General features: G+C 35.1%; 16 protein-coding genes. 6 read left to right on the forward strand and 10 right to left on the reverse strand.

Annotation, left to right across the window (positions count from 1 at the left end; genetic code table 11):
* Positions 1 to 56 precede the first annotated feature (56 nt).
* Positions 57 to 782: a MerR family transcriptional regulator gene (locus NSQ74_RS16505; RefSeq protein ID WP_340824754.1), complete on the forward strand. Its 726-nt coding sequence runs from the start codon at positions 57 to 59 to the stop codon at positions 780 to 782.
* Between the two features lie 117 nt (positions 783 to 899).
* Here the strand turns inward: NSQ74_RS16505 and NSQ74_RS16510 are convergent, their stop codons facing one another.
* The 4 genes from NSQ74_RS16510 to NSQ74_RS16525 form a co-directional block, all read right to left on the reverse strand.
* Positions 900 to 1,217, reverse strand: coding sequence for a thioredoxin family protein (locus tag NSQ74_RS16510; protein WP_340824756.1), 318 nt, complete (start codon positions 1,215 to 1,217; stop codon positions 900 to 902).
* A gap of 114 nt (positions 1,218 to 1,331) precedes the next feature.
* The gene (locus NSQ74_RS16515) at positions 1,332 to 1,955 is read right to left on the reverse strand and encodes an FMN-binding negative transcriptional regulator (protein ID WP_340824757.1); all 624 of its coding nucleotides are present in this window, start codon (positions 1,953 to 1,955) and stop codon (positions 1,332 to 1,334) included.
* A 19-nt stretch (positions 1,956 to 1,974) separates the two neighbouring features.
* A complete protein-coding gene (locus tag NSQ74_RS16520; protein WP_340824759.1) occupies positions 1,975 to 2,493 on the reverse strand; it encodes a GNAT family N-acetyltransferase in 519 nt (172 codons plus the stop codon).
* Between the two features lie 25 nt (positions 2,494 to 2,518).
* On the reverse strand, positions 2,519 to 2,971 hold the full coding sequence (locus tag NSQ74_RS16525; RefSeq protein WP_340824760.1) for a MarR family winged helix-turn-helix transcriptional regulator: 453 nt from the start codon (positions 2,969 to 2,971) through the stop codon (positions 2,519 to 2,521).
* Positions 2,972 to 3,085: 114 nt separating this feature from the next.
* Between NSQ74_RS16525 and NSQ74_RS16530 the strand changes: the two genes are divergently transcribed.
* The 3 genes from NSQ74_RS16530 (at position 3,086) to NSQ74_RS16540 (ending at position 6,352) form a co-directional block, all read left to right on the forward strand.
* The gene (locus NSQ74_RS16530) at positions 3,086 to 3,706 is read left to right on the forward strand and encodes a YczE/YyaS/YitT family protein (RefSeq protein WP_340824762.1); all 621 of its coding nucleotides are present in this window, start codon (positions 3,086 to 3,088) and stop codon (positions 3,704 to 3,706) included.
* Positions 3,707 to 3,856: 150 nt separating this feature from the next.
* Positions 3,857 to 4,999, forward strand: coding sequence for a winged helix-turn-helix domain-containing protein (locus NSQ74_RS16535; RefSeq protein WP_340824763.1), 1,143 nt, complete (start codon positions 3,857 to 3,859; stop codon positions 4,997 to 4,999).
* 87 nt (positions 5,000 to 5,086) lie between these two features.
* Positions 5,087 to 6,352 carry an MFS transporter gene (locus tag NSQ74_RS16540; protein WP_340824765.1) on the forward strand — a complete coding sequence of 422 codons (1,266 nt, stop codon included), beginning with the start codon at positions 5,087 to 5,089 and terminating at the stop codon, positions 6,350 to 6,352.
* A 141-nt stretch (positions 6,353 to 6,493) separates the two neighbouring features.
* Here NSQ74_RS16540 and NSQ74_RS16545 read toward each other — a convergent pair whose 3' ends face one another.
* Positions 6,494 to 6,970 carry a hypothetical protein gene (locus NSQ74_RS16545; RefSeq protein ID WP_340824767.1) on the reverse strand — a complete coding sequence of 159 codons (477 nt, stop codon included), beginning with the start codon at positions 6,968 to 6,970 and terminating at the stop codon, positions 6,494 to 6,496.
* 326 nt (positions 6,971 to 7,296) lie between these two features.
* Here NSQ74_RS16545 and NSQ74_RS16550 point away from each other — a divergent pair, with 326 nt between their 5' ends.
* The gene (locus tag NSQ74_RS16550; protein WP_172771918.1) at positions 7,297 to 7,725 is read left to right on the forward strand and encodes a DUF2621 domain-containing protein; all 429 of its coding nucleotides are present in this window, start codon (positions 7,297 to 7,299) and stop codon (positions 7,723 to 7,725) included.
* A gap of 260 nt (positions 7,726 to 7,985) precedes the next feature.
* On the opposite strand, the gene NSQ74_RS16555 is transcribed toward NSQ74_RS16550, so the two are convergent.
* The 5 genes from NSQ74_RS16555 to NSQ74_RS16575 form a co-directional block, all read right to left on the reverse strand.
* Positions 7,986 to 8,177 carry a hypothetical protein gene (locus NSQ74_RS16555; RefSeq protein ID WP_340824768.1) on the reverse strand — a complete coding sequence of 64 codons (192 nt, stop codon included), beginning with the start codon at positions 8,175 to 8,177 and terminating at the stop codon, positions 7,986 to 7,988.
* 142 nt (positions 8,178 to 8,319) lie between these two features.
* The gene (locus NSQ74_RS16560) at positions 8,320 to 8,817 is read right to left on the reverse strand and encodes a CcdC family protein (protein ID WP_340824769.1); all 498 of its coding nucleotides are present in this window, start codon (positions 8,815 to 8,817) and stop codon (positions 8,320 to 8,322) included.
* Positions 8,818 to 8,841: 24 nt separating this feature from the next.
* Positions 8,842 to 9,228 carry a response regulator gene (locus tag NSQ74_RS16565; protein WP_401007733.1) on the reverse strand — a complete coding sequence of 129 codons (387 nt, stop codon included), beginning with the start codon at positions 9,226 to 9,228 and terminating at the stop codon, positions 8,842 to 8,844.
* 33 nt (positions 9,229 to 9,261) lie between these two features.
* A complete protein-coding gene (locus tag NSQ74_RS16570; protein ID WP_340824771.1) occupies positions 9,262 to 9,972 on the reverse strand; it encodes a cytochrome c biogenesis CcdA family protein in 711 nt (236 codons plus the stop codon).
* 327 nt (positions 9,973 to 10,299) lie between these two features.
* A complete protein-coding gene (locus NSQ74_RS16575) occupies positions 10,300 to 11,979 on the reverse strand; it encodes an L-lactate permease (protein WP_340824772.1) in 1,680 nt (559 codons plus the stop codon).
* 445 nt (positions 11,980 to 12,424) lie between these two features.
* Between NSQ74_RS16575 and NSQ74_RS16580 the strand changes: the two genes are divergently transcribed.
* Positions 12,425 to 13,144 (forward strand): FadR/GntR family transcriptional regulator, encoded by a 720-nt coding sequence (locus NSQ74_RS16580; RefSeq protein WP_340824773.1) that lies wholly within the window; start codon positions 12,425 to 12,427, stop codon positions 13,142 to 13,144.
* Positions 13,145 to 13,217: the final 73 nt, after the last annotated feature.

Genomic DNA, 13,217 nt, shown 5'->3' on the forward strand with positions numbered 1-13,217 from the left:
CCAAGTGTATTAGATGACGTTACGTCACCTGCAACCTTTTTTTCAGGAGGAATGAAATGAAACAATGGACTACTGGAGAGGTATCGAAACAGCGGAATGTATCTATTCGTACACTTCGTTATTATGATCAGGTGAATCTCCTTACACCTAGTTTTAAAGATGAGAATGGCCGACGGTACTATTCAGAAAAGGATTTATTTAGATTAGAGAAAATCATCATTCTAAAATCACTTTCACTTCCACTCGATACTATACGTGATTTATTAGATAAACTCTCCTATAAACAAATTTTAATTTCGCATCATAATTACTTACAAGAACAACTGTCCCAACTACAAACAAGCATTTCTAATACGACTTCATTAATTAATATGATTGATTTGGAAGAGTCTTTATCGTGGGAGAATGTTATTGAACTTGTTGAGAATTCACAAAACATCCCCAAAAAGTGGATCGATTATTTCCAAGATGATGAACAATCATTTTTACAAGAAATAATCCCAAACCTCAGTAACAATGATAAAACAACACAGCAATATATTGCATTACTACGACGAATTGAATGGTGTATAGAGCACAATATTAAAGCCGAAACAGACGAAGGTTTTCAAATTGGTTCCAAATTAATAGCGCTATCAAATGACACTTTTCAAGGAGATACAGAATTGATAGAGAAGTTTTGGGAGGTTAGAAAACTACCCGTTGAGGAAACTGGGCTATATCCGATTTCCGAAGAGGTATTAGACTTTGTGGAACGCTGTATTACATATGCAACAACTTGAAATAAGATAAAAATACGAATAAAGCTATAGGAGGAAGTTTCGCCCCTATAGCTTTTGCAAATAAATTTAAATAATATACTTACGGGAATTTCAAATGTCGAGAATTCCCCTCTTACATTATGATGCTAATCCATCAATAAAAGCTTCAATCTCTTCCTGTGTTTTACGGTCCTTGCTAACAAATCGCCCAACTTCATTGCCTTTATCGAAAGCTACAAAGCTTGGAATACCAAATACATCTAATTCAACACATAAATCGATGAAATCATCACGGTCAATCTTTACAAAACTATATTGACTATAGTTTTCTTCAATTGTAGGCATTATAGGATCAATGAATCGACAATCTCCACACCAATCTGCTGAAAAAACAAATATTGTGCGTTCTCCTTTTTTAAGTTCTTCAAATTGTTCAATCGATTGTAAATTTTCCACTTAAAAATCTCCTTTATAACTGCTATTTTTTCTTATAATATCATATTTACATTTCCAGATATTCTTAGAACAATTAATGCAGGCAATTTATAAACACCATTTCTAAATATACGTCTATATTTGCTTTTTGCATCTCTTTTCCATTAATAATGCCATTTGTTTCGAATTTGGGGCTTCTTCATTTTTTAATTGATCAATGATGTTTTTATAATCATCTTCATTACGGTTCTGACTTAATTTATAGGCAGCTTGAACTTCGCCAATCTTTATTTTAAAACCGACAATACCTTTCATTTCCTTTTCTAAAAGCTCAGGAGAAAGATTATCCCACAAAATAGGTTTCTCTCTATCCTTCTCATATTTTTCTAACAGCATTGTTAAATCGTCGATTAATTCTTCTTTTTCTATAATATTAGCCTTGCCATAGATGTGAACAGCCTGATAATTCCACGTTGGAACATTTTCATGTGAATACCAAGAAGAAGAAATATACTCATTCGGGCCCTGAAACATAACGAGCACATCGTCACTAGATTCAAATGTTCTCCACTGAGGGTTTCCATATGCCATATGCCCAGTAAGATAATAATTGTCGCCCTTTTTATTGAACATTAAAGGCAAGTGCGTCGCAATTGGTTTTCCTTGTTTTGTTGTTACGAGTGTAGCAAAAGAGTTCATTTGAATAAATTCTTCAATTTCATTAACATCCGTGACTTTATAGTATTTAGGAATATACATATATGTCCCCCTTAATCAATTAAATGAGTGGTTTAGTCATGATAATATCAATTTGTTCTTCATCACCCATATAAAATGAGTGTGCTCCTGTTTGAGTAAAGCCTATATTTTTATAAAAGCTTATTGCATTTTCGTTCTTTTCCCAAACACCTAGCCAGATGTTGCTTTTACGTTGTTCTTTAGCAATTTCTATCGCTTTATCGATTAGGTATTTTCCGAGCCCTTTTCTTTGAAACTTGTTTCTTATATAAATTCTCTCAATTTCTAAGTACTCATCCCCCATTTTTTCTGATTGGGCATCATGTACATTGACTTTTAAATAACCCGCAACTTCTTCATCGCACCAAATGAAATAAAATTGTGAAAAACGATTGGCTAGTTCCATCTCTAATTGTTTAGAGGTAAATGCGCTATCCAAATACGCTTTCATATTTTCAGGCGAATTTTGATTGCTAAATGTATCATTGAACGTTTCAATACTTATTTCTCGGAGTATATGTAAATCTTCCAAGTTGCACTTCGTTATTTTTACAGTCATTTTAATACAGCCCCTATATTTAAATTCAATAATCTCGCTTATTTCCCTTTTTCACAAATTCCCAGTCTACTTCTATATTTTTTCGAACTTTTTGGAGAAGATGAAAAATCGTTTCTGCTTCACGTTCGGAAAACCCTGCTAACGCGACACTGTTGGAATAATCATTTTCCCTTTTGATAATTGGAAAAATCATTTTTCCTTTTTCTGTTGGAAATAGTTTTTTTATTTTTTTGTTATGGTCATCCTCTTTCTTTTCAATAAAGCCATTCATCTCTAGTTTTTTTATAGCCCGAGCTGCTGTTGTTCGATCTACTTTAATCATCTCTGCTAGCTTTTCTTGTATGATGCCTGGATTTTCACAAATTCGTACAAGATATAAATACTGCCCTTTTGTCAGGTCATATTCTTTAAACTCTATATTACTTATTGAATCTAACGCTCTTGAAATCATGCCAATTTCACGAAGAATTTCCTCCATTAATTAACTCCTCCGTTTTTTTATTGCAAATGCAACAAAAAGAATATATATTGAATCTAACCTAACTTTGTTGCAAATGCAACAAAAAACCAATGGTAGAGAGGTCGCAAAAAAGTGAAATATTGCTTATATGTATTAGGAATTTTATTATTAACCCTTGGTATTTCTTTCACTATTCAATCAAATCTTGGAACTTCTCCTTTTGATGCACTTTTGGTAGGACTATCTATTAATGTAGGACTAACAGTGGGGAGCTGGGAAGTAATTTTAGCTTTAATATTGATCGGTTGTAATGCAATATTAGCAAAACAAAGGCCAGAGTTTTTAGGATTAATAACTGCATTTATTACAGGGATTGGGATTGATATGTGGTTATTTTTATTACACAATTTGTTAACACCAGAAATGTGGTTTAGCAAAACCATTTGCTTTGGAATTGGTTTGATTATTATTGGCTTAGGAACTGCCACCTATTTACAAACAAATTTTGCACCAATTCCAGTGGATCGATTAACATTAGTCGTACAACAATTAACAGGGAAAAGTATATTAATTGCGAGAACATCCATTTATCTGTTGTTTTTACTCTTAGCAATGCTTTTTAATGGACCGATTGGTGTTGGCACTTTATTAACGGTTAGCTTAGGAGGGCTCATACTTAATTTCTTTATGCCAATTACTAAAAGATTAATAGACGGCATTTTAACTCCAGCTACTACATTGAGAAAAGGATAGTATTCAAATTTCGGCTTTAACATACTCTCCATCTTGAATGGAATTTTGACAAGCATCGTATGTTCATTCTATTGAAATAGTAACTAGGCTTTAAATAATCTATCTGTTAAAATGAGCTATAAAAATATCCCATTTAGTTGAGGTGAAGGAATGGAAAAGATTCAGTTTTCCAAAACCGATTATAACGTAACATATCGTTCCGAAAAAATAGTATTTTTACCGAGGGAATATCATCTATTTAAATATTTATATCAAAATCCTTCCCGCATTTTTTCAAGGGAGGAACTGTTAAACGCTGTGTGGCCTATGGAAAATCCAGTCGATAGAACTGTAGATGATCATATTTATAGGGTTAGGAAGAAAATTCAACCCCTTTCATCCGTCGTTGAAATTGAAACAATTAGAGGTCAAGGATACCTTTTGTCAATGAAAGAGGTACAGAAAAGTCCATTATTAAAGGACGACGAAGTATCTACTCAAGTTAAAAGTCTTTTTCGCAAGTATCATCGCTACGGGCAGGGAGATGCCCTAAAACTATTAGCAGAAAATCAGAATGTGTTTGGCTTCCAAATCGATTTGCCTAACCTTCTGTATCTCCATTTCATGAAAGGAGATTTCAGTTGGTTTCTTGATGCGCAAGAAATCACCTTTTGGGAAAAATGCTTTTATCTATTGCATATCTATTCATTAATTGAACCAGATAAGAAGAAATGCTTAGATTACTTTACTTGCGCTTTATCTGCAGAGGAAATACCTGAATATCATCGTTTAGAAATAAAGTTGTTAAACCGTCTATCATTATTGATATTTACTAAACAACTAGATAAAGCCGCTACCCTTCTTCATCGATCTAAAAATGAGATTTATGAGAAAAACTTGGAAGGTTTCATCCCCTTAATCTTGCTTTCCGAACTATGGCTTACCTTACTTCAAAAGGACATTCTAAAGATAGAGGAAAGGATGGAAGAAACAGAAAATAAGCTTGCAAGTTTTCCTTATCTAAGAGAAAATGCGAATTTATCAATTATTAAAGGTTGCTATTGGCTTCTTAAAAACAATGAATCAAAAGCTAAAGATTATTTTGATGAAGCGTTTCAGCTACTTTTGGAAGCTAAATTCATACCTGGGGTGTTAATGAACATCAATATGATTTTATTTTGCGTAGACGATTTTGGCGTGAGTGGTACACTACAAACTGATTATAAAGATCTAAAAGAACAGTACATATCCAAGTACAAATTAAATGAAATACATAGTAAAATCGAACATCAGTTACAATACAACTTAAAATAATAATGAAAAATTTCATTTCCTCTGATATTCCTCTGATAATTGCTCGTTATGCTCGTTAGTAGAGACACGAGCGTGGAGGGATTATTTATGACTAAAGAAATATCAATATGGCGCAATGGCAATTTCATTAAATTTTTTTCTGCCAATACTTTAGCCAATTTAGGAAACTGGTTTGATTTTGTTGGGGTCCTTATTTTATTTAGGTATACATGGAAGGCTGACCCGATGCTGATTGCACTTATTCCTATTATGTATGCCATACCTAGTATACTTTTAGGACAATTTGCGGGCGTATTTGCAGATCGAAGAAATAAACGAAAAATCCTTATCTATTCTGACTGGTTTCGTGCAGCGTTAACTTTGTTGCTTGTCTTTACGCCTACACCTTGGTTAGCTTTGCCCATCCTATTTTTACGAAACACTGCCGGGGTATTAAGCCTTCCTGCACAGCAAGGATTAATGAGAAGTATTGTGGACGAAAAAAATATCATGCAAGCCATCACTATTAATGGCAGTCTGTTTCAGTTAGTAAAGGTCATTGGCCCACTTATAGGGGGTTCAGTAGCAGGAATATTTTCTCCAAATGTATCCATTGCAATTAATGCGATAGCTTTCATTATTTCTGGCATACTGCTTACACAAATTAAGGTACAAGAAATCGAATCAAATAAAAAAATAGAAGATTTACAATCTGGATTTCTACAATCTTGGCAAGAAGGTTGGCATATTGTATTAAAAAGCAAAGTCCTTTTAGCGAGCATAATTTTCGGGATATTCAGCACCTTAACAATACAAATGATTGACGCACAAATTGTTACTTTGTTTAGTGAGGTGTTCCCCAACAAGCCAGCATTTACTGGCTGGGCAATTTCTGCTATCGGAATTGGTTCCCTTCTTGTTGTCATCCTTCTAACCAAATTTAAAAAAATCTCTAAATTTGGTTGGTTTTTCGGTGTCGGAAGTCTTCTAATTGGTGTAATGACTGGAGGGTTTGGATTCCTATTGCAATACAATTTCATAGCACTTGCTATTATTCTTTCGATTGTTGGTGGAATCGGCAACGGGTTAACGTTTACAGCCATAAATTATCTCATTCAAACAGAACCACCTAAGGAAGCGATAGGAAGAGTCACAGGTATAATCGATTCCTTAATGAGTATCCTTTTTATTGCAGGCCCTCTTCTTGGCGGACTACTCATTACACAATTAGGGATATTAACCACATTTAAAACAATTGGACTTGGACTAACCATTATTGGCATGACAGGTATATTGCTGCAACGTCTCATCTGGAAGCAGCCCAAACTGACAAACGTACAAATGAATGTTAATGAGGGAAATGAATCTTGTTGAAGCGGGTTAGGAGAATATTGCTTTATAAAAACCCTTAACTAAAAACCAAAATCCCTACTTTCATTTGAAAGAGGGATTTTTTTGTAAAAAGAGGCGTTATAATAATGCAGAATAATCCTACTTGTACTATGTGAAGTATCGTTATTCAAAGGCAACACGTATGTATTGTTCGCTTTGAATGATCTCAAGGTGATGCAATTCGATTTCTTCAGTATTGATACTATGATTTTTTAGTTTTCGGTCGTTTTCTCCTGCCCAAAACCTAATAATTTCAGCGTTTTGCTCAGGTTTTATATGTTGTTTCAAATAGATTAACAAGTCCGTTAAAAATTGAGACCCCCAATTTCCTTCAATACCGTGTACAAAGGCTTTTTCACTATAACATTCCAAATCATACGGAGGATTCCCCCATTCAAAAATATTCAAATGACCAAAAGCCGATTCATCTGGCGCATGTAAAATAAGTGCATCATCATCCATCAAATGCCAAGGCTGTGCTGCTGTACTTTCTGTAATTGGATATAATTTTTTTAATTCTCTAACTGTAATTTCTGCAATCCCTGTACAATCAACTGTTTGTAAAGCGCTATTCGCTACAAGTACAGAATATAAAGTCATATCTTTACCTCCTTAGTTTAGAATCTTGAAAACAGCATCCGCTTTCATCAACTTTATTTCCTAAACAAAAATCCCATATAATAAAGAATAAAAACTTGATACTTCTAAGAAAAAATCTATCGAATAATTCCCTGTCCAAAGAAAGATTCACTTTATTAAAACACACTTTCTTTTATTATTTTCCAATTATCGCCAAATTAATTTAGCAAAATCCGCAACAATATTATTAAATACCTCAAACTTATTGTAAAAACAGGCACAATAAGGATGAATTTTTTTGGAGAAGCTTTTATAATAGAGTGAGTGAAGACAAAGAGGTGAACGATTTGTTAGATGGTTGGTTTTTATGGTTTATTTTATTTTGGGTAGTCGTCCTTATCTCGCTAATGGCAATAGGCGGATTTTTCATGTTCCGCAAATTTTTAAAGGCATTACCAAAACAGGATGGGAAATCGGATTTAGATTGGCAGGAATTTTATTTAGATAAAACGATTCATCTATGGGGACAACCTGAGAAGGAGCTTCTTTATGAGCTTGTGAGCCCAGTACCTGAGTTATTTAGACAAGTCGCAAAAGAAAAAATTGCGGGTAAAATTGGGGAGCTTGCATTAGAAGAGAAAGCTAAAGCTATTGACAATGACTTAATCATTCGTGGCTATATTCAAGCTACACCTAAACGTGATCATAAGTTTTTACGCAAAAAATTAGATCAACTGCAAATTGATGTTTCCCCGTATGAACATCTGTTTGAATAAAAGAGAAAAAGTGTTAGATTGACTTCAATCAATCTAACACTTTTTTGCTATGGCGTAGATGTCCGCTATGGCGGTTTCTTCCTGAAGGTTTACCGGTGATTCGCGAGTTTTACTGGTGATTCTCGCACCTTTACCGGCGATTTCTACCGTTTTTCTGGCGATTCTCGCACTTTTACCGGCGATTTCTACCGTTTTTCTGGCGATACTTGCACCTTTATCGGCGATTTACTAGGTTTCCCCCTAGTCTATTGATGAATAGATTATTTAAATAAATGATCTAACGCTTGATAATCTTGTTGGTAGCGTCCACCATCTGCTACTTCTGCATGATATAGCGCCTTTAATGCGTAATTTTTTTGCAAATCCATGTCAGCCATCAGCTCTTTTAGTCGATCATGTAATTCACGGTTTTCTTTTACTAGCTGCTGCATCTGTGGTTTAAAATATTTCATGTAATAAACTCCTCATTTTTTAACATGCTTCCTAGTATACCATGATTACTGTTGGCTTGTAGCAAAAGCACAACTTATTTCTTCGAAGTCGCTTTGACATAAAAAAACTACAACAGCACAAGTGCAAGTGTAGTTTTTCTCATTACATATTTTTGAGCGGAATTGTTTTTTTGATTTTTTTAAATTGAATAAGCATAGCAATTCGCCATGGGACTAGCATAGCAAATGCTAATATCCAAAACATGCCTGCTAACTCGCCGACATCTATTGAGTTACTTAATATCATTTTCGCCACAACACGGAATATTAACAGTCCAACTAAAATAAATACAAACGCTTTTGAACGTTTTAAATAAATATCCTGACCTTTTACTTCAAATTTAGAAGTAGCAATTAAAATTGTTGAGAACACTACGCCTACAGCAGCTGCTTCTATAATTTGCATAGGTGGCACTCGAAATTGTGCAAATAAAAACATTAACGCACCTGAAGACATTGCAATCGGTGGAATAATAATTTTCTTCTCATTTGTAGGTTTTTTGGAAGCTCGCATACGTATTACCATAACGAAGCTACCCATTATAATGGCCATTATAGTCGAACCTATAACATAATAGTGAGAAGGGATATTGCTTAACATAAAAAATCCTCCTCTGATGTTAAATTAGCAATTTTGACCAACTAATTGGTCTGCTATAGCCCTTAATCTTTCCGGTTCGAAAGGCTTCGTTATAAAATCTTTCGCACCACTTTCCAGCGCTTCTACAATTAATTTTTGTTGACCTAAAGCAGTAATCATAACAATCTTTGCATTAGGAAATTCTGGGACGATTCTTTTTACAGCCGCAATACCTGTCATTACGGGCATCGTTACATCCATTGTTACAAGATCTGGTTGTAACTCTCGATACAGCTCTACAGCTTCCTTACCATTCACTGCATTGCCGACTACCTCGTAACCCCATTCATTAAACATATTACTGATTGTAACACGCATAAATAGTGTATCATCCACTACTAAAACTGTAGGCACGTATTCATCTCCCTCCACGTTAAAGTACAGTATGCCATTAAGTTTAGCAGATTAGAAGCCAATAAATCCACCAAAAATAGGCTGTAATAATCGTGTGATGTACGTTAAACCGTCGAAGAATAACAATATCCCTACAGCAATCATAATATAGCCGCCGACTTTTACGATTTTTTGACTATGGTTGCGTATCCAATTCATACGTGAAATAAAGAATGATAGCACAAAGAATGGTATCGCAAATCCTAAATAATAAGCAAACATATAGCTAAACCCTGAAGAAGGATTTGCTCCAGCTAGTGTAATAATGGACATTAAGATAGGTCCTGTACACGGTGTCCAACCCGCTGCAAATGCAATACCGATTAAAATCGAACCTAAATAGCCGGATGGCCGATTTTTAAATTGGAATTTCCGATCTTTCATTAAAAAATCAATTTGAAGTAATCCTACAATCATTAAGCCAAAGATAACAATTAAAATTGCGCCGATTTGACGTAACAATGTTTGATAATTAAGGAAAAACTCTCTTGCTAAAGATGCGCCAAGGCCAATCATTATAAAAATAATTGAAAAACCTAGTAAAAAGAATAGCGTATGCAAAATAGCACGCTTTTGCATCATGCCCCGTTCAGATTTTAGCTCATCTAATGTCATTCCCGTTATGTATGATAAAAATGCAGGATACAGTGGGAGCGTACACGGTGAAATGAAGCTTAAAAAGCCTGCGCCAAACGCTAAAAATACGTTAATATCAGTTTCCATATTTTTTCATTCTCTCCTTACAGTTACTGCCTCCATCGTACCAAAAAACAATGGAAATTGCGCCCTTTTAGCTTGTGAACGTTTCATGACGAAAAGCGACAAAAAACGCGAAATTTTGATATGTTTACAAATGTACTTCTGAATTATGCTCTCGGAGCGTTTTTCTGTCAATGAAATTCACTATAATATTAGAAGTTAAAACAGTATTTTTATGTCGAGTGAACGCTTTGTAGCAGTGCCCTACCCTCCGCTCCGCACGACAATTCGATAAAAAAAGACATTGAGAAATTCATTCTCAATGCCTTTCATTAAAACTATTCAATCCCCTTAAGGAATCATCCAAGCTAGGACATTACTTTGTAAGAATGTTAGTAAACAAATAAATAACAGCAGCATAACACTATACTTTAACGCAAAACGAATCAATTCCGATTCTCTACCGACAAGTCCAACCGCGGCAGCTGCTACTGCGATAGATTGTGGTGAAATCATTTTCCCTGTCACGCCCCCCGAGGCATTAGCAGCAAGCGCTAGCACTGGTTCCATACCAACAGATTCAGCTGTAACTTGCTGTAACTTGGCAAATAATACATTGGAAGATGTATCAGATCCCGTAATAAATACACCTAGCCAGCCTAGTACAGGAGCGAAAAATGGGAACAGTACGCCTGTTTTAGCTAACACCAATGCAAGTGTTGTCATCATCCCAGCAGTATTTGTGACATAAGCATATGCTACAACACTACAAATCGTAATTAGTGGAAACTTAATTTCATTTAACGTTTCAAAAAAAGTTTTACCCCATTCGTGCCAAGAAACGTGAAAAATAAATTTAGAAACGATTGCAGCTAATAATATTGCTGTGCCCGCTGCGCCTAACAATTCTAGTTTATAAAATGCTGCTATTGGTTCCCCTGTAGTGCCATTTAATACTTGATTATGTAAAAGCGGTACTTCTGCTGTAAATGTCACCGCTTGTCCTACTACATTGATGCCTTTTAAAATGATATTTGTCCCTTCATAATTTCCCGTTAAAGCACTTTTGACTATCGGTATTCCCCAACAAGAAATAAAAGCTGTCAAAATGATAAATGGTGACCAAGACTTTAATATTGTTCCTCCTCTATACGACTCTTTTATTGCCATTGAATCAGCGGTCGCTTCACGTTCTGAAGCAAAGCGATAAATCGTTTTAGGTTGCCAAAATTTCATGAAAATAGCTAGTGCAAAGAGCGATACTAATGCAGATAAAACATCGGGTAATTCAGGGCCTAAAAAATTCGAGCTCAAAAACTGTGTCACCGCAAATGATATACCTGACACTAAAATGGCTGGCATTACTTCCCAAGCTTTTTTAAAGCCAGTCATTATTAACACTAAAAAGAATGGAATAAATACTGCTAAAAAGGGTAATTGACGTCCTACCATTTTTGAAATCTCAAATGCTGCGATTCCCGTCGGCCCTTCCATTGCAGTAATCGGAACACCAATGGCTCCGAATGCAACTGGTGCAGTATTGGCAATTAAACAAAGGCCTGCAGCATACAACGGGTTAAAGCCAAGCCCAACTAATAACGCAGCAGAAATAGCAACCGGTGCCCCAAAACCGGCAGCTCCTTCTAAGAAGGCTCCAAATGAAAACGCTACGAGTAATGCTTGAATACGTCGGTCTTCCGTAATGGATAAGACAGATTGTCGAATTATATTAAAATTCCCTGTTTTTACGGTGATATTGTATAAGAAAACAGATGTTATGATAATCCACCCAATTGGTAATAGTCCATAAACCGCCCCCTGTGTAGCGGACATTATCGCAGTCCCTACTGGCACTTTAAAAGCAATAGTAGCCAAAATTAAAGAAACAAGCAAAGTCGTTACGCCTGCCAAATAGCCTTTCATTTTTTTAATCGCTAATGCCCAGAAAAAATAAAGAATAGGAATAACTGCCACAATTGCAGACCATGTCAAACTACCCCCAACAGCTGTAAAATTTTGTGTAAATGTCAAATTACATACCCCCAAATAAAAATTTCTCCCAAACTAATGACTGTAAGCAACAACAAACCACATTTTGATTCGTTTCCTGAGTTGTAAACCAATTGGCTACATGCTCATACTTACGCATTGTCATTGTAGAAACTACAAATGAAGTTATCCCTTTAGCAACACCTACAAATTATTACAAACATATTCTTTTAATTTTCATAAGCCCTCCAAACAATAATAGATTAGGTCATCTGATGACTATATGATAAAATTATATTAACTATATTTTAAAAATTCAATAATTTTTCATAATTCTTTTTAACTTATTGAAATAGACACTTCCGCAAAGCTTTCATGAATGGACAATCTATACTATTCACTTTAAACAGTGAGTAAAATTCTATTCATCATGTATAATAAAGTTATAATGTAGAGCAATCGATCGAGATGAATGAGGTGTAGCTCCTTGGAATTAAAGAAAATTAAACAAAAAAAAATATATGAGGAAGTATCAGAAATGCTCTATGAAAAAATTCGGGCTGGTGAACTGAAGCCCGGAGATCGTCTTGATTCAGTAGAGCAACTTGCTGAACAATTACAAGTTAGTAGATCTGCCATTAGGGAAGCCTTATCCGCCCTAAAAGCAATGGGCTTAATTGAAATCAAACAAGGTTCCGGGACTTTTGTTAAAAACACTCCTTCCCAAAAGCTTGATTTCCCATTTTCAACACTAACTTTAACAAATAAAAAAGATATCTCTCATTTATTAAAAGTACGGAAAATTATTGAAGTGGGTGCTGCTGCGAGCGCTGCCATCCATCGAACTGAAGAAGATTTACAAACAATGCTTCGTATTTTAGATGACATGAAACTTGCACAAGGCGATGGTGAGCTAGGCGAAAAAGCAGACTTTCAATTTCACGCAGCAATTTCAGCTGCCTCTCAAAATCCCCTGCTGGCAACAATTTTAGACCAAGTATCTGGTTTAATGATTGATACGATGAAAGAAACACGCCGTATTTGGCTGTATTCGAAAAAGACAACTAGTGAAAAATTATATGATGAGCATATGCAAATTTTCCTCGCTATTAAGCAACAAAACGAAGAGCTAGCGAAGCATGCGATGTCCTCTCATTTAAGCAACGTCGAGGAAGTTTTAATGCAATACTTCGAAACGAGTCATTAAGTAAATGTAGCTGCCTATGTAAGATGGGTAGCTACTATTTTTTTGAAAATTTGCAATTAACACTTTCAACAAT

Source organism: Lysinibacillus sp. FSL W8-0992 (assembly GCF_038008685.1).
In the GTDB taxonomy this organism is placed as follows: Bacteria; Bacillota; Bacilli; order Bacillales_A; family Planococcaceae; genus Lysinibacillus.

Excerpts from the sequence above, each read along its gene's own strand:
- NSQ74_RS16505 (WP_340824754.1), top strand. The coding sequence starts at position 57 with ATGAAACAATGGACTACTGGAGAGGTATCGAAACAGCGGAATGTATCT.
- NSQ74_RS16515 (WP_340824757.1), bottom strand. The coding sequence starts at position 1,955 with ATGTATATTCCTAAATACTATAAAGTCACGGATGTTAATGAAATTGAA.
- NSQ74_RS16520 (WP_340824759.1), bottom strand. The coding sequence starts at position 2,493 with ATGACTGTAAAAATAACGAAGTGCAACTTGGAAGATTTACATATACTC.
- NSQ74_RS16525 (WP_340824760.1), bottom strand. The coding sequence starts at position 2,971 with ATGGAGGAAATTCTTCGTGAAATTGGCATGATTTCAAGAGCGTTAGAT.
- NSQ74_RS16535 (WP_340824763.1), top strand. The coding sequence starts at position 3,857 with ATGGAAAAGATTCAGTTTTCCAAAACCGATTATAACGTAACATATCGT.
- NSQ74_RS16540 (WP_340824765.1), top strand. The coding sequence starts at position 5,087 with ATGACTAAAGAAATATCAATATGGCGCAATGGCAATTTCATTAAATTT.
- NSQ74_RS16545 (WP_340824767.1), bottom strand. The coding sequence starts at position 6,970 with ATGACTTTATATTCTGTACTTGTAGCGAATAGCGCTTTACAAACAGTT.
- NSQ74_RS16555 (WP_340824768.1), bottom strand. The coding sequence starts at position 8,177 with ATGAAATATTTTAAACCACAGATGCAGCAGCTAGTAAAAGAAAACCGT.
- NSQ74_RS16560 (WP_340824769.1), bottom strand. The coding sequence starts at position 8,817 with ATGTTAAGCAATATCCCTTCTCACTATTATGTTATAGGTTCGACTATA.
- NSQ74_RS16570 (WP_340824771.1), bottom strand. The coding sequence starts at position 9,972 with ATGGAAACTGATATTAACGTATTTTTAGCGTTTGGCGCAGGCTTTTTA.